Source organism: Xanthobacter sp. DMC47 (assembly GCF_056313845.1).
The window spans coordinates 1,695,287-1,715,130 of sequence record NZ_JBQUZM010000004.1 but is presented as its reverse complement, the minus strand read 5'-3'; the positions used below and the strand labels follow the sequence as shown (position 1 = coordinate 1,715,130).

Annotated in this window: 20 protein-coding genes; 9 read left to right on the top strand and 11 right to left on the bottom strand. The window is 68.5% G+C overall.

Features of this window, described 5'->3' with window-relative positions; translation table 11 throughout:
• The first annotated feature begins 42 nt into the window (after positions 1-42).
• On the top strand, positions 43-1,407 hold the full coding sequence (locus ACT54R_RS19830; protein ID WP_476329037.1) for an 8-oxoguanine deaminase: 1,365 nt from the start codon (positions 43-45) through the stop codon (positions 1,405-1,407).
• Between the two features lie 85 nt (positions 1,408-1,492).
• Entirely contained in the window at positions 1,493-2,275 is a 783-nt protein-coding gene (locus ACT54R_RS19825) for a hypothetical protein (RefSeq protein WP_476329035.1), read from the top strand.
• A 60-nt stretch (positions 2,276-2,335) separates the two neighbouring features.
• On the opposite strand, the gene ACT54R_RS19820 is transcribed toward ACT54R_RS19825, so the two are convergent.
• The 4 genes from ACT54R_RS19820 to ACT54R_RS19805 all read right to left on the bottom strand — a co-directional run bounded on the left by ACT54R_RS19820 (position 2,336) and on the right by ACT54R_RS19805 (position 4,218).
• Entirely contained in the window at positions 2,336-2,698 is a 363-nt protein-coding gene (locus ACT54R_RS19820; RefSeq protein WP_476329033.1) for a DMT family protein, read from the bottom strand.
• 94 nt (positions 2,699-2,792) lie between these two features.
• On the bottom strand, positions 2,793-2,936 hold the full coding sequence (locus ACT54R_RS19815; protein WP_476329031.1) for a hypothetical protein: 144 nt from the start codon (positions 2,934-2,936) through the stop codon (positions 2,793-2,795).
• A 94-nt stretch (positions 2,937-3,030) separates the two neighbouring features.
• A complete protein-coding gene (locus tag ACT54R_RS19810) occupies positions 3,031-3,954 on the bottom strand; it encodes a C1 family peptidase (protein WP_476329029.1) in 924 nt (307 codons plus the stop codon).
• Positions 3,955-3,957: 3 nt separating this feature from the next.
• Positions 3,958-4,218, bottom strand: a complete 261-nt coding sequence (locus ACT54R_RS19805) for a hypothetical protein (RefSeq protein WP_476329027.1) — start codon at positions 4,216-4,218, stop codon at positions 3,958-3,960.
• 138 nt (positions 4,219-4,356) lie between these two features.
• Between ACT54R_RS19805 and uvrB the strand changes: the two genes are divergently transcribed.
• Positions 4,357-6,990 (top strand): excinuclease ABC subunit UvrB, encoded by a 2,634-nt coding sequence (gene uvrB, locus ACT54R_RS19800; RefSeq protein WP_476329025.1) that lies wholly within the window; start codon positions 4,357-4,359, stop codon positions 6,988-6,990.
• Between the two features lie 31 nt (positions 6,991-7,021).
• On the opposite strand, the gene ACT54R_RS19795 is transcribed toward uvrB, so the two are convergent.
• The 4 genes from ACT54R_RS19795 to ACT54R_RS19780 all read right to left on the bottom strand — a co-directional run bounded on the left by ACT54R_RS19795 (position 7,022) and on the right by ACT54R_RS19780 (position 9,637).
• Positions 7,022-7,717 (bottom strand): class I SAM-dependent methyltransferase, encoded by a 696-nt coding sequence (locus tag ACT54R_RS19795; RefSeq protein ID WP_476329023.1) that lies wholly within the window; start codon positions 7,715-7,717, stop codon positions 7,022-7,024.
• A gap of 32 nt (positions 7,718-7,749) precedes the next feature.
• Positions 7,750-7,998: a hypothetical protein gene (locus tag ACT54R_RS19790; protein ID WP_476329021.1), complete on the bottom strand. Its 249-nt coding sequence runs from the start codon at positions 7,996-7,998 to the stop codon at positions 7,750-7,752.
• A gap of 168 nt (positions 7,999-8,166) precedes the next feature.
• Positions 8,167-8,775 carry a hypothetical protein gene (locus ACT54R_RS19785; protein WP_476329019.1) on the bottom strand — a complete coding sequence of 203 codons (609 nt, stop codon included), beginning with the start codon at positions 8,773-8,775 and terminating at the stop codon, positions 8,167-8,169.
• Between the two features lie 163 nt (positions 8,776-8,938).
• Complete coding sequence (locus ACT54R_RS19780; RefSeq protein WP_168462466.1) at positions 8,939-9,637, bottom strand: hypothetical protein; 699 nt, start codon at positions 9,635-9,637, stop codon at positions 8,939-8,941.
• Between the two features lie 201 nt (positions 9,638-9,838).
• Between ACT54R_RS19780 and ACT54R_RS19775 the strand changes: the two genes are divergently transcribed.
• The gene (locus ACT54R_RS19775) at positions 9,839-11,329 is read left to right on the top strand and encodes an MFS transporter (protein ID WP_476329017.1); all 1,491 of its coding nucleotides are present in this window, start codon (positions 9,839-9,841) and stop codon (positions 11,327-11,329) included.
• Here the strand turns inward: ACT54R_RS19775 and ACT54R_RS19770 are convergent, their stop codons facing one another.
• A complete protein-coding gene (locus ACT54R_RS19770) occupies positions 11,330-11,881 on the bottom strand; it encodes a DUF2478 domain-containing protein (protein ID WP_168462468.1) in 552 nt (183 codons plus the stop codon). It abuts the gene before it with no gap.
• Positions 11,882-12,082: 201 nt separating this feature from the next.
• On the opposite strand from ACT54R_RS19770, the gene ACT54R_RS19765 reads away from it, so the two are divergent.
• On the top strand, positions 12,083-12,505 hold the full coding sequence (locus tag ACT54R_RS19765; protein ID WP_476329016.1) for a DUF930 domain-containing protein: 423 nt from the start codon (positions 12,083-12,085) through the stop codon (positions 12,503-12,505).
• A 41-nt stretch (positions 12,506-12,546) separates the two neighbouring features.
• Positions 12,547-12,825, top strand: coding sequence for a hypothetical protein (locus ACT54R_RS19760; protein ID WP_476329014.1), 279 nt, complete (start codon positions 12,547-12,549; stop codon positions 12,823-12,825).
• 19 nt (positions 12,826-12,844) lie between these two features.
• Here the strand turns inward: ACT54R_RS19760 and ACT54R_RS19755 are convergent, their stop codons facing one another.
• Entirely contained in the window at positions 12,845-13,291 is a 447-nt protein-coding gene (locus ACT54R_RS19755; RefSeq protein WP_476329012.1) for a GtrA family protein, read from the bottom strand.
• A gap of 421 nt (positions 13,292-13,712) precedes the next feature.
• On the opposite strand from ACT54R_RS19755, the gene carB reads away from it, so the two are divergent.
• The gene (carB, locus tag ACT54R_RS19750) at positions 13,713-17,087 is read left to right on the top strand and encodes a carbamoyl-phosphate synthase large subunit (RefSeq protein ID WP_168462469.1); all 3,375 of its coding nucleotides are present in this window, start codon (positions 13,713-13,715) and stop codon (positions 17,085-17,087) included.
• A gap of 237 nt (positions 17,088-17,324) precedes the next feature.
• Positions 17,325-17,798, top strand: a complete 474-nt coding sequence (gene greA / locus ACT54R_RS19745; RefSeq protein ID WP_029557132.1) for a transcription elongation factor GreA — start codon at positions 17,325-17,327, stop codon at positions 17,796-17,798.
• Between the two features lie 258 nt (positions 17,799-18,056).
• Here the strand turns inward: greA and ACT54R_RS19740 are convergent, their stop codons facing one another.
• On the bottom strand, positions 18,057-18,542 hold the full coding sequence (locus ACT54R_RS19740) for an Lrp/AsnC family transcriptional regulator (protein WP_168462470.1): 486 nt from the start codon (positions 18,540-18,542) through the stop codon (positions 18,057-18,059).
• A gap of 266 nt (positions 18,543-18,808) precedes the next feature.
• Here ACT54R_RS19740 and trxB point away from each other — a divergent pair, with 266 nt between their 5' ends.
• Positions 18,809-19,771, top strand: a complete 963-nt coding sequence (gene trxB / locus ACT54R_RS19735; RefSeq protein ID WP_476329009.1) for a thioredoxin-disulfide reductase — start codon at positions 18,809-18,811, stop codon at positions 19,769-19,771.
• Positions 19,772-19,844 lie beyond the last annotated feature (73 nt).

The window sequence follows — 19,844 nt, the reverse complement described above, 5'->3', positions numbered from 1 at the left end:
ATCGGGCGGCCGCAGCCGTGCGGCGCCCGATCCGGAGTTCCCATGGCCTCGACCCTGCTCGCCCGCAACGCCCTCGTGCTCGTGACCATGGATGGCGAACGGCGGGAGTTCGCGGGCGGCGGGCTTTATGTGGAGGATGGCCGCATCGTCGCCGTGGGCCGCCCGCAGGATTTGCCGGCGAGCGCCGACGAGGTGATCGACCTGTCCGGCCATGTGGTGATGCCCGGCATGGTCAACACCCACCACCACATGGTGCAGAGCCTGACCCGCGCGGTGCCCCGGGCGCAGGATGGCGAACTCTTCACCTGGCTGAAATCGCTCTATCCGCTGTGGGCGGGCCTCACCGGCGAGATGGTGGAGGCGGCGACGGAAACCGCCATGGCGGAGCTGATCCTCTCCGGCTGCACCACCTCATCGGACCATCTCTACATCTATCCCAACGGCGCGCGGCTCGATGATTCCATCCGCGCGGCGCGGCGGATCGGCATGCGCTTCCATGCGGCGCGGGGCGCCATGACCATCGGCGAGAGCAAGGGCGGCCTGCCGCCTGACCGGGTGGTGGAGGACGAGGGCTTCGTGATGAAGGACGCCGAGCGGCTGATCGGCGCCTATCACGACCCCGATCGCTACTCCATGCTGCGCATCGTGCTCGCGCCCTGCTCGCCCTTCACGGTGAGCCGCGACTTCATGCTGGAGACGCTGAAGCTCGGCCGCGACAATAACCTGACGCTCCACACCCACCTCGCCGAGAACGACAGCGACGTCGCCTTCTCCGAGAAGACCTTCGGCATGGGCCCCACCGAATATGTGCGCTCGCTGGGCTGGGTGGGGCCGGATGTCTGGCACGCCCACTGCGTGAAGCTGGACGACGACGGCATCGCCCTGTTCGCCAAGACCGGCACCGGCATCGCCCATTGCCCCTGCTCCAACATGCGCCTCGCCTCGGGCATTGCGCCGGTGAAGCGCTTCCTCGCCGAGGGCATCCGCGTGGGGCTCGGGGTGGACGGCTCGGCCTCCAACGACAGCGGCCACATGCTGGGCGAGGCCCGGCAGGCCATGCTGCTGCAGCGCGTCGCCTCCGGCCCCGACGCCATGAGCGCGCGCACGGCGCTGGAGATGGCGACGCTGGGGGGCGCGCGGGTGCTGTGCCGCGACGACATCGGCGCGCTGGCGCCGGGGATGGCGGCGGACTTCATCGCCTTCGACATGGCGCGCCTCGCCTATGCGGGGGCGCTGCACGATCCGGTGGCGGCGCTCGTCTTCTGCCAGCCGCAGGATGTGTCGCTCAGCGTCATCAACGGGCGGGTGGTGGTGCGCGACGGGCGGCTCCTCACCGTCGACCTCGGTGCCGTGGTGGCGCGGCACAACGCCATGGCCGCCGAACTGGCGCGTCTCGCCTCAGCTTGATAAGACGACCCGCGGCGGCTGGCGGCCCGCCGCCCCGGTGCCGGAAACGGCGCCGCCCTGTGCAGACGACCGTCCGGAGTTGACGATGGGCAAACGCATCGTCGCGGTGCGCTACAGTCCCGACTGGCTCGCCCTGACCGACGACGACACCCGCCGCTTCCTGCGCCGCCACCATATCGACGAGAATCTGCTCGTGGATTTCATGGCGCTGTGGGACAGCAACCTGAAGGTGGACTACCGCAGCTTCCGCGACGAGATCGCCAAGCTCTCCCGCGCGAGCTTCGCCGCCGTGCGGGGGGCCGAGGTGATCTCCCACGAGGTGCTGCGCGAGACCAGGCGCGCTCCCGACGATCTCATCGCCTTCGTGGACGACGACGATTGGCTCGCCCCCGGCCTGTTCGAAGAACTGGAGAAGGCCTGCCCGCGCCCGCTGAACGGCATCTGGTGGGGCTCGATCCTGGTCGGCCCGCAGCTCACCACCTATGAGGAATCCCAGACCGTTCCGCTGATCGAGCTGCGGCCGCTGAAGCGGGTGATCTACACCAACAACTACGCCGTCACCGGCCGCGCGCTGAACCACCATGGCTATCCGCGCCTGTTCGAGCACTATCACGCGGACCGGCGCTTCGGGAAATTCTGGTGGCCGCCCAAGAAGGTGCCGCTCTATCTCTCGGCCGCCTCCAAGCACCCCTGCTCCACGGTCTCGGTGCAGTTCTTCATGGCCCAGCCGCAGTTCCGCGCAGACCCGCGCCGCCATGTGGAGCGGTTCGCGGATCAACTGGCCGAGGCTGAGATCCCCGCCGAATACGGCTGGCTGAAAGAGCCCGTGAATGCCGTCGAGGCACTGGTGCGCCGCGCGCTGGGCTAGGTGTTTTCGGGAGGCTGGGCGCCGGGGCGGGGGCTGTGTCCTCCCGCCCTGGCGCCGCGGTCAGAACTTGTGGAAGATGAAGAAGGCGCCGGCCGAGATGAAGGCGAAGCCGAGCAGGTGGTTCCAGCCCAGCGGCTCCTTAAGGTAAAGCACCGAAAAGCCGGCGAAGACGACCAGGGTGATGACCTCCTGCATCGTCTTGAGCTGTGCCGTGGAATACACCTCCGAGCCGAAGCGGTTGGCCGGCACGGCGAGGCAATATTCAAAAAAGGCGATGCCCCAGCTCGCGACGATGGCGAGAACGAGCGGCGCCGACTTGTGCTTGAGGTGTCCGTACCAGGCGAACGTCATGAAGACGTTCGAGGCCACGAGCATGACGATGGGCAGGATCTGGGGCGGGATCAGGCTGGTCAGGGCAGGCATGCGGGTCGGGTCCTCGGTGAGACCTGACCCTTTAGAGCATTTCAGGCCGTGTTGAACCCTACCGCGGGGAGAGGCGTCATGGAGCGCCGCGACCTCAGCTGAGCAGCAGCTCCCGCGACATCACCACTTCCTGCCCGGGCACTGCGAGATCGAACACGAGTTCGCGGACATCGCCTGAGATGCGCACCACCAGTTCCTGATAGCCGCCCGCGCCGGCTGCGTGCCCCTGCGCCGCCACGCGCCGGCTCGAGACGACGGTAGCGCCCGGCGTCGGCCGGGCGCTCCAGTAGTGCGGGCTCAGGCCCGGATAGAGCAGGGCGACGACCAGGTCGTTACTTGCTGGCGGCCGCGGTGCGCTTGCGCTTGGGGTGGTGAGCCACAAGGCCTGCGGCGGCAGGTTCGGCGGCCGAGGGAGCTGCTGTGACATAGGCGTCCCAGAAGACGTTTTCGGTATCGATCGCACACTCATTATAGCCGATGCGGCAGAAGCCGTCCTCACCCCAGCCTGTCCCCCAGCTGTTCTTGATGATCCAGTACCCCTGATCGTCATCGTATCCGACGACGGCGACGGCATGGAGGCCGACAAACTCGCCCGCCACGTGACGATAGATGCCCCGGCCGTAGTGCAGGAAATCCTCGAAGACCGAGAGCACGGCGATCACCGGGCCGCGATAGGCCAGGGCCTTGCGGCGCTGTTCCGTGGTGCCCGCACTTTCCCAGCCGGTAACCCAGGCGACCGGCGCAATGTCCCGTCCGGGCGCGTCGGCTCCCGGATAGGGAAAGTCGCCTTCGCGGCCGAGACCGTGCGTGCGCGCATAGCCCAGCGCCGCCTCGGGAGACCAGCCTTGGGTGCAGAGTCGGCCGCCGCCGAAGAACAGGGCTGCCTCGGACAGGTCATCGGTCGGATTGGCTTTGTCCTGCGCGATGGCGAGGCGGCTTTCGATGGCCGCCACGGTGGCGAAGGCGACGCACGCGCCACACATGCCCTGGTCGCGGATGGGAGTCACGAAGTTCGCGCCCTGGCGGGCATGCCGCCAGTCCACGCTGCGGGGTGCCGGCGGCAGCGCTGCGAAGGCGGCGGATTCGACGCGGAGGGCCAGCGTAAGCTGAGCCTTCACCACCTGCGGGTCAACGACGACCCCGAGAAAGGCCTGGCCGCCGCCGCTTTCCGCCACCGAGAAGATGGGCTTCTCGGAGGGCGTCCAGTCGTATTTGCGCAGGGCGATCTCGGTCTTGAGCTTGGCGAGATCCAGCATGGGTCAGCCCCTGCAGGTTTCGGCGAAGATCTGGTCGCCGATCTTGATGAGGCCATTGAGGACCGGGCCGGCGATGGCGCCGGCACCGGGAATGAGGACCAGCACGGTGGCGGCCAGTTCCAGCAGCGGCTTGGCCTTGGGCCAGAGGCCGCAGAAATCGCTGCTGACGCCGGCGCCGACGCCGGCTGTTGCGGCCTGCGGCTCGTTCGCGGCCGCAACCGCGTCGGTGATGATCTTGGCTCCCGCCTGGGCTGACAAAGACATGGTTGAGCTCCCCCTCCAAGTAGAAGCGCAACCTTAGGGCGAGTGATCTCGCGATACAATCAAAAGGATGTTATCTGCGGTATATGCAACTTAAACGCGCATCTTTCGGGTCGGCCCCTCATGCCCCATATTCCCCCCATGGCCAAAGCATCCCGTCCCGGAAAGCTCGGTGAGCGTTCCCAGCGTCATTTCGAGCCGGCGCCCCAGCAGGCGCTCGATCCAGCCCTTGCGCAGTCGCTCGGTCTGAACCCGGGCGACCTGTCGGTGGATTTCGAATCCGCCGGCGCCTCCGCCACCGTGCAGGCGCTGGCCAAGCTGATCGAGACCGGGCGGCCCGAGGTCAACGGCCAGACCTGGGTGCCGCACCGTCCGCCCCGGCCGGAGAAATCCGAGGGCGGCGTCGCCTTCACCATGAAGAGCGACTTCGAGCCCGCCGGCGACCAGCCGCAGGCCATCAAGGAGCTGTGCGCGCAGGCCGAGGCGGGGGAGCGCGATCAGGTGCTGCTCGGCGTCACCGGCTCAGGCAAGACCTTCACCATGGCCAAGGTGATCGAGCAGCTGCAGCGCCCGGCCATCGTGCTGGCGCCCAACAAGACGCTCGCGGCGCAGCTTTACGGGGAGTTCAAGAGCTTCTTCCCCGACAATGCGGTGGAATATTTCGTTTCCTACTACGATTACTACCAGCCGGAAGCCTATGTGCCCCGGACGGACACCTACATCGAGAAAGAGTCTTCCATCAACGAGCAGATCGACCGCATGCGCCATGCGGCGACCCGCGCGCTGCTGGAGCGGGACGACGTGATCATCGTCGCCTCGGTGTCGTGCATCTACGGCATCGGCTCGGTCGAGACCTATTCGGCCATGACCTTCGACATCAAGGTGGGCGAGCGCATCGACCAGCGCTCGCTCCTCGCCGATCTGGTGGCCCTGCAATACAAGCGCATCCAGTCGGATTTCGCCCGCGGCACCTTCCGGGTGCGCGGCGACAGCGTGGAAATCTTCCCCGCCCACTATGAGGACCGCGCGTGGCGGGTGAGCCTGTTCGGCGACGAGGTGGAGAGCATCGCCGAGTTCGATCCGCTCACCGGCCAGAAGAGCGGCGACATGAAGAGCGTGCGCGTCTACGCCGCCTCGCACTATGTGACGCCGCGCCCGACGCTGATCCAGGCCATCTCCGGCATCAAGGCCGAGCTGAAGATGCGGCTCGACGAATTGTACAAGATGGGGCGCCTGCTGGAGGCCCAGAGGCTGGAGCAGCGCACCCGCTACGATCTGGAGATGATGGAGGCGACCGGCTCCTGCGCCGGCATCGAGAACTATTCGCGCTGGCTCACCGGCCGCAAGCCCGGCGAGCCGCCGCCGACGTTGTTTGAATACGTGCCGGACAACGCCCTCGTCTTCATCGACGAGAGCCATGTGACCGTGCCGCAGATCGGCGCCATGTATCGCGGTGACTTCCGCCGCAAGGCGACGCTGGCGGAATACGGCTTCCGCCTGCCGTCCTGCATGGACAACCGCCCGCTCCGCTTCGAGGAATGGGAGGCCATGCGGCCGCAGACGGTCCACGTCTCCGCCACCCCCGGCCCGTGGGAAATGAACCAGACCGGCGGCGTGTTCGTGGAGCAGGTCATCCGCCCCACCGGCCTCATCGATCCGCCGGTGGAGGTGCGCCCGGCGCGCACCCAGGTGGACGACCTCCTCGGCGAGGTGCGCGCGGTGGCCGCCAAGGGCTATCGGACGCTGGTCACCGTGCTCACCAAGCGCATGGCCGAAGACCTGACCGAATATCTGCACGAGAACGGCATCCGCGTGCGCTACATGCACTCGGACATCGACACCATCGAGCGCATCGAGATCATCCGCGACCTGCGCCTCGGGGCGTTCGACGTGCTCATCGGCATCAACCTGCTGCGCGAGGGCCTCGACATTCCCGAGTGCGGGCTCGTCGCCATTCTCGACGCGGACAAGGAAGGCTTCCTGCGCTCGGAAACCTCGCTGGTGCAGACCATCGGCCGCGCCGCGCGCAACGTGGACGGACGGGTGGTGCTCTATGCGGACCACATCACCGGCTCCATGGAGCGGGCCATGGCGGAGACCTCCCGCCGCCGCGAGAAGCAGGTGGCCTACAACACCGAGCACGGCATCACGCCCGAGAGCGTGAAGAAGGCCATCGGCGACATCCTCAATTCCGTCTACGAGCGCGATCACGTGCAGGTGGACGCGGGCCTCGCGGAAGAGGGGGCGGCCTTCGGGCACAATCTCAAGGCGGTCATGGCGGATCTGGAAAAGCGCATGCGCGCCGCCGCCGCCGACCTCGACTTCGAGACCGCGGCCCGCCTGCGCGACGAGATCCGACGGCTGGAGGCCACGGAACTCGCCGTCTCCGACGATCCTCTGGCGCGGCAGGAGGCGGTGGACGACCGCACCGGCGGCTTCAAGGGCGCCCGCAAATACGGCAAGGCCGCGAACCTCCCGCCGAAGGAGGAGGCCGGCCGCCTGCTCCCGCGCGGCCGGGGCAAATCGTCCGCCAAGGGTCGGGCGGCGCCGTCCGACGACGAGGGCATGGGGGAGACGCAGGCGCCCTATGCGCCGCCGGAGATGCCCATGTATGCGCCAAGGTCCGGGACCGCTCGGGCGCACAAGCCGTCCCTCGACGACATGGGGCCGGGCACCGACCGCGCCGTGCCCCTCTCGGAAGACAGCTTCCGCCCCGGCCCGAGGCCTGATCCCGGCACCAAGGGCTATCGCAAGGGCGGGAGACGGAAGGGGTAGGGCGGCAGCCCGCGCGACCAACGCGCCGGCTTCAGGCGGTGCGTTCGCCGATGAAGGCCATGCGCTGCTGGTTGTGGCCCACGTTCGGCTGGACCCGCCGCGCCGCGAGGCCGGCGTCCTCGATCAACTCGAGCATATCGGCCTCCTCATAAGTGGTGAGGCCGAGCTGGGAGCGCAGCTTGCGGTAGGGCGAGACGGCGGTGCGGGCGAGGCCGGCCACCGCCGCCAGAAAGAACTTCTCCCGCACGGCGAGCTTGAGCAGCGCCTCGGCATCGGCCAGCGCGCTCACATGGGGCGGGATGACGTCGGCGACGAGCAACTGCCCGCCCGGCGCCAGCAGGCGCCGCCATTCCCGGGCGAAGCCGGCGAGCTGCTCGCGCGAAAGATACTGCGCCACCGAATTGCAGATGATGAGATCGAAGCTGCCATCCGGCAGGGCCGAGACCTCCTCGGGGGCCATCACGTCGATGCTGGGGGCGGCGACGAAGCGCCCCTTCAGGCGGCGCCGCACTTCGGGCGCGGCATCGGTGAGCACGAGGTGGGCGCAGCGCAGCGCCAGCTCGGCCGAGGCGAGGGCGTCGCCGCAGCCGAAGTCCAGCACCCGGGCATGCGGCCCGGGCAGGAAGCCGACCAGATCCGCGGCGACGGCGGCGTAATGCACCGCCTTGTGCCGGTCATTCACATAGATCGCGTGGCTACCGTTCCAGAACGAAATCCAATCGGCCATCAGGGACTTCCGAAAGCAGGGCGGCGACGCGGTCAGCGCGCAAACTGGATGCCGGCCTCGGTCTCGCCGATGGCCCGGTCCACGAGGTCGATGGCGCGCTCGCGATGGCCACCCTTGTTGGGCTCTGCCTGCTGCAGAAAGGCGCGGGCGGTGCGCAGCGCTTCCAGCGCGCGCTGCATGTTGGGCTGGTCGGCGAAGGCCGACTGGACGAGCCCGGCGGTGGCAAGGCCCGCGGCGAAGGTCAGGGCGAGCGTCAGCGGGCGCAGGGTGGGGCGGATCATGGGGTCTCTCACGGTTGCGAGAAGCGACGGCCGGTGGCAGCGAAGTCGTACCACACGCTGGGGAAACGGCGCCATCAAGACGGCGCCATCATGGCGGCGGCCCCCTCCAACGCGAACGCCCCGCCGTGGGTTCCCGGCGGGGCGTTCGTTACAGGTTCGGACGTGAACTCACCAGCGGCAGTGCAGGCCGCCGTACGGGCCGCGCCAGCAGCCGCCGCCGCCCCAGCGGCCGGGTCCGGGGCCCCACCAGCGGTGATAGTGCCACCAGTCGATGAACAGGCTCGCATTGGCGCCGGCGAGGGGCTTGTCCTCGCTGAGGAGCTTGTAGTCGTAGGTCAGCGTGTCGCCGGTGAGCACCGGGTTGGAAAGCTCGACCACCGACAGGTTCGGCTGGCCGTCCACCGTCACCGAGAGGGTGGCGTTGGGCGGGTCCTTCTGGAAGCTGTCCTTGCCCTCGTTCCAGATCTTGATGAAGGTCGCCGTGGAGGCGTCGCCGGTGATCCGCTCGGGACGGTCGGCGAACATGATGACCTGCGGCGCGACGCCCTTCAGCGTGATGGTCTTGTCGGTGACGGTGATGGAATCCGCCACCTGCACGAACAGCCACTGGACGCCCTTCAGCTCTTCGATGTTGACGGGCGGGCCGCTCATGCCGCCGGCGGGTCCGCCGGCCAAGGGGGCGTTGGCAGCGGGGGCGTTGGCGGGCGCCCCCTGTGCGAAGGCCCCGCTGACGGCACAGACGGCCCCCAGCAGCGCTCCTAGGATCAGGCGTTTCATTGGAAGTGTCTCCCGCGGGCGGTGGGGTCCGCGACGCGCAGGGGGACTCTACAACCGTTGCGCCCCTTGAAAAGGCGGCGGCGCAAGCTTGGCGGTATTTAGAGAGTGTTAATCTTAATGCCGGCGCTGGTTTCGCAAATCGCAACGGCCGACGCCCGTTCCCCTAGCGGTAGTTGACCCAGAACACGCCCACGCTCGGGTTGGCGGCGCGGATGCCGGCATCGTTCGAGGTATAGACCTTGGGGCCGGAGATGCGCGCCTGCGCGCTGTCGGATGCGGTGGCCGAAAGCGCAAGCTGCACCCCGAGCACGCAGCCGCCACCCAGGTTGCCGAGCCGTCCGCCCCGCCAGTCCGCTACCACGCCGCCGGCGTTGCCGCCGAAGCCCTGGATGCGGAACGGCTTGCCGTTGGCCCGCTCGAGGTCGGCGAGGCTGGCGCCGATGCCGATGCCGTTCACCGTCCAGGCCGAGCTTTCGGTGAAGGCGACGCGGCGCGGCGCGGCCATGTTGGCCGGGTCTTTCCAGGCGATCTCCAGGCTCAGGGCGGGATCGTTGGGCAGAAGGATGATGCCCGGGGCCGTGCTGCCGTCCGGCGACATGATGTTGCCGGTGATGACGTTCGCCTGCCCGAAGTCGGCGGCGATGTTGGTGGCGGTGGTATTGGGGGCGAAGGGCCCCGTGCACTCGAACTGGCGCGGCCCGGCGGTGGGCTTGGGGATGGAGACCACCGTCTCCGAATAGTCGCCGAAGGCGTCGGTCTGCTTCACCACGCCGGTGCCCCAGCTGTCCGGATTGCCCTGGCAGGCGGCGAGGGCGAGGCAGAGGGCCGCGAGGGGCAGGGCAGAGACGCGGGAAAAGACCATGGGAACCTGCGGCGCCGGACGGGAGGGGGCGCGCCTTGCGCTGAGAGGCCGCGAACGGCCGGGCAGCACGCCGGTGAACATCTTTCTTAGCCGGTCCCCCTTCGGCCCGCCAGCCCCTGCGGCGGTAGCCGTCTGCGGGGCCGTCATCGGCAATTCACGCGCCGTCCGCTTTCTGTCACGCTGTTGCCGGGGGAGACGTCGATGAACGAGATGCGGGACCTGCGCGGGCTCGACCACAAGCGCTCGGTGCAGGACTATATCGATGAAACGCCCGTCTGGCGGGACGGCACGCGGGTGGCCGCCACCCCCATGACGGCCATGCAGTGGCGCATCTGGTGGCTGGCCGCGGCGGGCAAGTTCTTCGAGGGGCTGGTGGTGTTCATGACGGGCGTGACGCTGCCCCTCATGGCCCGCGAGTTTGGCATGAACGCCTTCCAGCACGGCCTCGTGGGCGCGGCGAGCCTCGCCGGCATCCTAGTCGGGGCGCTGCTGCTCGGCGGCCTCGCCGACCAGTTCGGCCGCAAGCTGATGTTCGTGTCCGAGATGGTGATCTTCATCATCTTCCTCGCGCTTCTGGCGGTCAGCCCCTCCTTTGTCTGGACCGTGGTGTTCCTGTTCGGCATCGGCATCGCGCTCGGCTGCGACTATCCCACCGCCCATCTCGTGATCTCCGAGAGCATCCCGTCCGCGGCGCGTGGGCGCCTCGTACTCAGCGCCTTCGGCTTCCAGGCGGTCGGCGCGCTCACGGGCACGCTGCTCGGCTACCTGGTGCTGTCCAACATGGAAGAGGTCTCCGCCTGGCGCCTGATGTATGCGGTCGCCATCCTTCCGGCTGTGGCGGTCGCGGTGGCCCGCCTCTTCGTGCCGGAAAGCGCGAGCTGGCTGCTCGCCCACGGCCGGGTCGAGGAGGCCCAGCAGGCGGCGCAGCGCCTGCTCGCGCGCTCGCCGCAATATCCGAAATCCATCGAGCTGACGCATCGCCACCACGGCCATGCCGGCGCCGCCGCCCACGATCACGAGCGCACCCCGGCCGCGCTTTTCAAGACACCGCACATCCGGCGCGCCACCATCCTCGCCGCGGTGCCGTGGTTCCTGCAGGACCTGTCCACCTACGGCATCGGCATCTTTACCCCGACCATCCTCGCCGCCGCATTCGGCCATCAGGCTGCTGCGGGCCGCAACCTGAGCGATCTGGTCTCGGCGGACCTGCTCGCATCGGAGGGGGCGGCGCTCATCGACCTGCTGCTGCTCGTGGGCATCGGGGTGGCGGTGGCGCTGTCCGACCGCATCGGCCGCATCCCGCTGCAGATCGCCGGCTTCGTCGGCTGCGCGGCGGGGTTGCTGGTGGCCGCGCTCTCCACCTATTACAGCGGCGACCGCGCCGTCACGATGGTGGTCATCGGCTTCATGCTGTTCAACTTCATGACCAATCTCGGCCCCAATGCGCAGACCTACCTGATCGCCGGCGAGGTCTTCCCCACCCGCATCCGCGGCATGGGGGCGGGCTTCGCCGCCGCCTTCGCCAAGATCGGGGCGGTGCTCACCGCCTTCCTGTTCCCGATCCTGCTCGCGGACCTCGGCACCCGCACGCTGCTGCTTATGCTGATCGGCGCCTCGCTGCTGGGCGCGGTGGTGACGTGGCACTATCGCATCGAGACGCGCGGGCGCAGCCTCGACGATATCGGGAATTGATTATTCCGCCGGCTCGGGCACGGCCGCGTTCCACCACGCATCGATGGAGGCCAGCACCGCCGGCCGCAGCTCGGCGAGGTCGCCGGCGAAGCCCGCCCATTCGGCGGTGATGCTGGGCGAAACCGAGGTGATGACGGAGAGTTCCGCCGCCACCGCGGCATGGAAGGCGGCGGTGAGGCCGCGGCCCTCGGCCTCCTGCCGGCCGAACTTGGAGAGTACCACCACCGTGTCGGACAGGTCGCCGCCCTCGGCGAGGCGATCGGCGATGGCCCGCTCCACCCCGGCCGAGGCGGCGGCAAGGCCCGCCGGATCGAGGCTGCACCCGGCCGCGCCGGGGCCGAGATCCTGATGCAGCCGATTGGTCTCGCCGGACACGAGATCGAGCATCAGCACGTCCTCATGGGCGCAGCCGGGGGTGAGGTGCTCCACCACGCCGAGCACGCGCACGCCCTGCGCGGCAAGGCGCCGCGCCGCCTCCGCCAGCAAGGACTGGATCGCTTCCCGGTCGCCGCCCTGAAGGGCGAGGATCATCGGCCGTTCGTCCCCCGTCATCGCGAAAATCCGTCTGCTCCGCCGTTTCCGGCCGTTCACCGTGCGCGCCCCCGCAGCCGAAGCTGTATCGTGCGCACCATAACACGTCCGCCCGGCGCGGGGCGAGGCCTCCGCTCCCTACCGCGCCACCATCTCGTCCCATCGTGGCCACAGATTCGGCCTATGGGCGGCCGCTTCCCCATTCGCGGAGATGCCCCCGCCGTGATTCGCCCCGTCTTGCGCCCGTTCATTCTGCCCCTGCTCCTCGCCGCCGCCGCACCCCTCACGCCGGCATTCGCCGGCCCCAGCCGGCACGACGACATGATGCTCCACGTGGACCCCGGCACCCGCATCGAGCAGCGCTGCAACGCCCGGGCCATGGGCGAGGTGGGGCGCGAGCACAAGGACATGCGGCCGGAGGAGGTGGTGGCCTACGCCTTCGCCGATCCCAAGCTCGGCGACTTCCGGCATGGCGACGCCGCCATCTCCGCTCCCGGCGCGGCCATCCGCAGCCGCCAGCACTGGTACCACCTCGCCTACCGCTGCAAGACCAGCCCGGACGGCATGGATGTGGTAGCCTTCAGCTACACGCTGGGGTCCGAGGTGCCGCGGCAGGACTGGGACGCCCACAGCCTGGTGCCGTGACCCGAGACATTGGGTGCAAGAAATCTGATCCGAGGCCATCGATGACCGCCGATCCGCAGGATGAGGCTTCCGCCGCCGCGCCACCCGTCCGCAGGCGGCGAATCCGCAAGGCCGCGGTGGGGGCCGGGGCGGTGGGCGCGGGCACCGTGGGCGCCGGGTCCATGGGGGCGGGCTCCATCGGTGCCATCGCCATCGGCGCGCTGGCCTTCGGCGCGCTCGCGGTGGGGGCCGTCGCCATCGGGCGCCTCGCCATCGGCCGCGCCCGCATCCGCCGGCTGGAGATCGATGAACTGGTGGTCGGGCGCATCCACCGGAAATAGGGGCCGCCGGCCGGCCCCCTCAGCCGCCAGCCGCGCTCCGGTGGGCGAAGGCCCAGACGCGGTAGCCGGTGAAGGTCCACATCATGGTGATGCCGGTGGTGAGGAACTGGGCCAGCAGATAGAACAGCCCAGCCTTGTCCACGAACAGCCACATCAGGGTTCCGTTCAGCACGAAGGCCACCCCCGCCACCACGATGAAGCGCGGCACCGCCCCGGCGTGGGAGCGCGTGGCGTCGAAGGTGAAGCGGCGGTTGAGGACGTAGGACACGATACCGCCCACCACGAACCCCACCGCCGAGCCGAGCACGGCGCCGACGGCATAAATCTCCACCAGGATGGCGAGGGTGGAGAAATGGGCAAAGGCGGCGGTAAGGCCCACGCCGACGAATCGGGCGAACTGGCCGATCAGGTCGCCATGGCGCGCGCGGTATTCATTGACCGTCCGGGCGAGGGAAGGCGGCAGCACAGGCGTCTCCGGCAGGAAGGCTTATCCGAATCCTCAAGGCCGAGGCGGCGCGGGGCGGGCGCCGGACACCCCGCGGGGATGTGTATTCCCGGCGCGGCGTCATCTCGGTGACATGGCTTCCGTCGCCGCAAATTATGGTCTAAGGAAGCCCATCAGCGCCAAGGGCCCGGGAAATTGCGCAGGTGTGACATCCGTGAGGTGTGACATCCGCGCTGCCTCCCGCCCGCGCGCAAGTCTGGGAGCAGGCCCCGGCCAAGCTCGTACCTTTCTGGGGCGCGTGACCCGCGGCCCTTTTTTTGCGCCCGGCGGGCGCTAGGAAGGCGCGGGCGCCGCGACGGGGCGGCTCCTGATGGAAACGGATCCCATTGTCCTCGCCGGCTGAGCGGCGCGGGTGGCGGCGGTCGAGGGCTCAAAGACGGATATGCCGAAACGCACCGATATCGAAACCATCCTCATCATCGGCGCCGGTCCCATCGTGATCGGGCAGGCCTGCGAATTCGACTATTCCGGAACGCAGGCGGTCAAGGCGCTCAAGGAGGAGGGATACCGGGTCGTCCTCGTGAACTCGAATCCCGCGACCATCATGACCGACCCGGACATGGCGGACGCGACCTATATCGAGCCCATCACCGCCGAGATCGTCACAAAGATCATCGAGAAGGAGCGCGGCGACCGCTCCAAGGGCTTCGCGCTCCTGCCCACCATGGGCGGCCAGACCGCGCTCAACTGCGCGCTGTCGCTCAAGAAGATGGGTACGCTGGAAAAGTATGACGTCGAGATGATCGGCGCCACCGCCGAGGCCATCGACAAGGCCGAGGACCGCGAGCTGTTCCGCGAGGCCATGACCAAGATCGGCCTCTCGACGCCCAAGTCCCGCCAGATCAAGACCCTGCCCCAGGCGCTCGAGGCGCTGGACGAGGTGGGCCTGCCCGCCATCATCCGCCCATCCTTCACCATGGGCGGCACCGGCGGCGGCATCGCCTACAACAAGGCCGAGTTCATCGAGATCATCGAGCGCGGCATCGATGCCTCCCCCACCAACGAGGTGCTGGTGGAGGAGAGCGTGCTGGGCTGGAAGGAGTATGAGATGGAGGTTGTCCGCGACAAGGCGGACAATTGCATCATCATCTGCTCCATCGAGAACATCGACCCGATGGGCGTCCACACCGGCGATTCCATCACGGTGGCGCCGGCGCTGACGCTGACCGACAAGGAATACCAGATCATGCGCGACGCATCGCTTGCGGTGCTGCGCGAGATCGGGGTGGAGACCGGCGGCTCCAACGTGCAGTTCGCGGTGAACCCCGAGGACGGCCGGCTCATCGTCATCGAGATGAACCCGCGCGTGTCGCGCTCCTCGGCGCTGGCGTCGAAGGCCACCGGCTTTCCCATCGCCAAGGTCGCCGCGCGCCTCGCCGTCGGCTACACGCTGGACGAGATCGAGAACGACATCACCGGCGGCGCGACCCCGGCCTCCTTCGAGCCCACCATCGACTACGTGGTCACGAAGATCCCGCGCTTCGCCTTCGAGAAGTTCCCCGGAGCCGAGCCGACGCTGACCACCGCCATGAAGTCGGTGGGCGAGGCCATGGCCATCGGCCGCACCTTCCAGGAATCGCTCCAGAAGGCGCTGCGCTCGCTGGAGACGGGCCTCAGCGGCCTCGACGACATCGAGATCGAGGGCCTCGGCCAGGGCGACGACAAGAATGCCGTGCGCGCGGCGCTCGGCACGCCGACCCCGGACCGCCTGCTCTATGTCGCCCAGGCCATGCGCCTCGGCCTCTCCGACGAGCAGATCCACGCCGCCTGCAAGATCGATCCGTGGTTTCTCGCGGAGATCCGCGGCATCGTCGAGATGGAGCAGAAGGTGCGCCGGCTCGGCCTGCCGGAGACGGCCGGCCAGTTCCGCCGCCTCAAGGCCATGGGCTTCTCCGACGCCCGCCTCGCCACCCTCGCCGGCCTCCACGAGGGCGAGGTGCGCGCGCGGCGCCACGCGCTCGACGTGCGCCCGGCTTACAAGCGCATCGACACCTGCGCGGCCGAGTTCGCCTCGCCCACCGCCTATATGTACTCGACCTACGAGACGCCCTTCGCCGGCAAGCTCGCCGACGAGGCGCAGCCCTCGGAGCGGGAGAAGGTCATCATCCTCGGCGGCGGTCCCAACCGCATAGGCCAGGGCATCGAGTTCGACTATTGCTGCTGCCATGCTGCCTTCGCGCTGAAGGATGCCGGCTATGAAGCCATCATGGTCAACTGCAACCCGGAGACCGTCTCCACCGACTACGACACCTCGGACCGGCTCTATTTCGAGCCGCTGACCGCCGAGGACGTGCTGGAGCTGATCGCCCGCGAGAAGACCAAGGGCACGCTGAAGGGCGTCATCGTGCAGTTCGGCGGCCAGACGCCGCTCAAGCTCGCCAAGGCGCTGGAGGATGCGGACGTGCCGATCCTCGGCACCTCGCCCGACGCCATCGACCTCGCCGAGGACCGCGACCGGTTCAAGACGCTGCTCGACCGGCTCAAGATCCGCCAGCCGGCCAACGGCATCTCCTACAGCGTGGAGCAGGCCCGCCTCGTCGCGGCCGAGCTCGGCTATCCCATGGTGGTGCGCCCCTCCTACGTGTTGGGCGGCCGGGCCATGCAGATCATCCGCGAGGAGAGCCAGCTCGGCGACTACCTGCTGGAGACCCTGCCGGGCCTCGTGCCGCAGGAGATCAAGGCGCGCTATCCAAACGACAAGACGGGCCAGATCAACACCGTCCTCGGCAAGAACCCGCTTTTGTTCGACCGCTACCTGTCCGACGCCATCGAGGTGGACGTGGACGCGCTGTGTGACGGCAAGGACGTGTTCATCGCCGGCATCATGGAGCACATCGAGGAGGCGGGCATCCATTCGGGTGACAGCGCCTGCTCGCTGCCGCCCTATTCGCTCTCGCCCGACACCCTCGCGGCGCTGGAGAAGCAGACGGCGGCCATGGCGCTGGCGCTGGGCGTCGGCGGCCTGATGAACGTGCAGTACGCCATCAAGGGCGACGAGATCTACGTGCTGGAAGTGAACCCGCGCGCCTCGCGCACGGTGCCCTTCGTGGCCAAGGTCATCGGCCTGCCGATCGCCAAGATCGCGGCTCGGGTGATGGCCGGCGAGAAGCTGGCGAGCTTCAACCTCGTGCAGCCCAAGCTCGGCCACATCGCGGTGAAGGAGGCGGTGTTCCCCTTCGCCCGCTTCCCGGGCGTCGACACGGTGCTCGGCCCGGAGATGCGCTCCACCGGCGAGGTGATGGGCCTCGACACCGATTTCGGCGTCGCCTTCGCCAAGAGCCAGCTGGGCGGCGGCACCAAGGTGCCCAAGTCCGGCACGGTGTTCGTCTCGCTGAAGGACGGCGACAAGATCCGCATCCTGCCCACCATGAAGATGCTGGTGGACCTCGGCTTCAAGATCATCGCCACCTCGGGCACCCAGCGCTTCCTGGAGGAGCACGGCGTGCCGGCGGCGAAGATCAACAAGGTGCTGGAGGGCCGGCCGCATATCGTGGACGCCATCAAGAACGGCGGGGTCCAGCTGGTGTTCAACACCACCGAGGGCGCGCAGGCGCTGGCGGACAGCCGCTCGCTGCGCCGTGCCGCCCTCTTGCAGAAAGTGCCGTATTACACCACGCTGTCCGGAGCCATCGCTGCGGCGCAGGGGATCAAGGCCTATGTGGGCGGCGACCTGACGGTGCGTCCGCTGCAGGGCTATTTCGGTGCCGAGGGCGGCAGCGCCCGCGTCAGCCCGCGGGGCGAGGCCTCCGTCGCCTGACCCCGCAAGGGAACACCGGATCGCGCGGGCCGTTGGGCCTCGACGCGTTCGTCGCGGCCGTCCGGCGTCTCAAGGCGCGGGACGGGAGCATCGCCCGGGGGCCGTCATGCGCCCGAGCCGGGACAGTCGCCGCAGCCGGGGGCCGAAAGGCTCCACGGGGCGGCTTTCTTTTCGACGCCGGCACCACCTGTGGGCCTCCGGCGCACCGAGCAGTTTCAGGAGGTCTGACAAGGACCCATGGAGAAGATTCCGATGACGGCGGGCGGCTTTGTCGCCCTCGAGCAAGAGTTGAAGCAGCGTCAGCAGGTGGAGCGTCCGCGCATCATCAACGCCATCTCGGAGGCGCGCGCCCATGGCGACCTGTCCGAGAACGCGGAATATCACGCCGCCAAGGAGCAGCAGTCGCTGAACGAGGGCCGCATCGCCGAGCTGGAGGACAAGATCTCCCGCGCCGAGGTGATCGACGTCTCGAAACTCTCCGGCGACATCGTCAAGTTCGGCGCCACGGTGACGCTGGTGGACGAGGACACCGAGGAAGAGAAGGTCTGGCAGATCGTCGGCGACAGCGAGGCTGACGCCAAGGCCGGCCGCATCTCCATCTCCTCGCCGGTGGCCCGCGCGCTCATCGGCAAGAAGAAGGGCGCTTCCGTGGAAGTCGTCACCCCCAAGGGTGCCCGCTCGTTCGAGATCGCGGACGTGCGCTGGGCCTGAGGGTTTCGAGGGGCAAGCGGGGCGCAGGCATGGCCGCCGAACGCTGCCAATGTTCGATGCCCGTTCGCCTTATCCTCTCCGCCGTCATGCCCCGGCTCGTCCGGGGCATCCACCCCGCCGCAGGCGCGGTGCGCCAAGCCCGGGAGCCCGCCCGGTCGCGCCGTGGATCCCCCTGACAAGCCGGGGGATGACGTCTCTCATGTTCAATAAAGCCCTCTGAACTTCAGCGGCCGCCGCGCCCGCCCATGAGGCGACGCCTCACGCCCCCTTCGGCAGCCCGGCTTCCAGCGGCACGATCGGCGCGTCCTTGGACTGCTTGAGGGTCAGTGCGGTCTTCACGTTGCGCACGTTGGGCGCGGCGGTGATGTCCAGCACGAAGGTCTGGAAGGTGCGCAGGTCCGGCGCCACGCATAGCATCAGAAAATCCACGTCACCCGAGAGCATCCAGGCGCTGCGCACCAGCGGCCAGCCGGCGATGCGCTCCTGGAAGGCGGCAAGGTCCGCCTCCGCCTGGCTGATGAGATGAACCATGGCGAAGGCCATGAGGTCGTAGCCGAGACGCTTCTCGTCGAGCAGGGCCCGATAGCCCTCGATGATGCCTTCCTCCTCCAGCGCGCGCACGCGCCTGAGGCAGGGCGGGGCGGAGATGCCCACGCGCCGCGACAATTCCACATTGGTCATGCGACCGTCCCGCTGCAGCTCGTCGAGGATTTTCCAGTCGACAGCATCGAGGCGAACGGTCAAGGCACGGCTCCTTCGGGACGGGGGCGCAGACGCGGCGGACAGGGGCGTAACGTCCGCGCACCTTAGTCGCCGTATGCGGCAACGCAACGAAATAATATTGCGTCGTTTGCGCTGCGAAGAGACAGAAGCTGCCGCCTTGTGGGGGAACAAGGGAGCCCCTACATTCGGGCATAGCTCGCGCTGCGGCCATCGGACGGCCGCCCCACGGCCCGTCCCCTCTCTTGTCGCGGTTTTTCCATTTCGAGCTTCTGGTTTTCGAGGACGTCATGACCACCCACAGCGCCAAGGTTGTCATCATCGGGTCGGGTCCGGCCGGCTATACCGCGGCCATCTATGCGGCTCGCGCAATGCTGGAGCCGGTCCTGTTCGAGGGCATCCAGCCCGGAGGCCAGCTCACCATCACCACGGATGTGGAGAATTATCCCGGCTTCGCCGATCCCATCCAGGGCCCCTGGCTGATGGAGCAGATGCGCGCCCAGGCCGAGCATGTGGGCACCAAGATCATCGCCGACCACGTGAACAGCCTCGATCTCTCCAAGCGGCCGTTCCGCATGGAGACCGAATCGGGCGACACGTGGCTCGCCGACGTGGTGATCCTCGCCACCGGCGCCCAGGCGCGCTGGCTGGGGCTCGAATCGGAAGCGGCGTTCCGCGGCTTCGGCGTTTCGGCCTGCGCCACCTGCGACGGCTTCTTCTACCGCGGCAAGGAGGTCGTGGTGGTGGGCGGCGGCAACACGGCGGTGGAGGAGGCCCTGTTCCTCACCAATTTCGCCTCCAAGGTCACGCTGGTGCATCGCCGCGACGCCTTCCGCGCCGAGCGCATCCTGCAGGACCGCCTGTTCGCCAACCCCAAGGTGAATGTGGTGTGGCACTCCGAGGTGGCCGACGTGGTGGGTCAAACCGGCGACATTTCCAAGGTCACCGGCGCGCGCCTGCGCGACGTTCGGACCGGAACCCTCACCGAGCTACCCGCTGACGGCATATTCATCGCCATCGGTCATGCGCCTGCCACAGAGCTGGTCAAAGACCAGTTGAAGCTCAAGGAGAGCGGATACGTGTGGACGGCGCCCGATTCGACGGCGACGTCCGTGCCGGGCGTGTTCGCCGCCGGCGACGTGGCCGACGATGTGTATCGCCAGGCGGTCACGGCCGCCGGGCGGGGCTGCATGGCGGCGTTGGAGGCGGAGCGGTTCCTCGCCCATCACAGCGTGGCGCAGGCGGCGGAATAGGACGTCCGGGCGCGGGAACGCCCGGTACGGATTTAAATGGGTTCAAGGAAGGCCGCGGGGCGGGGGGCCCGCA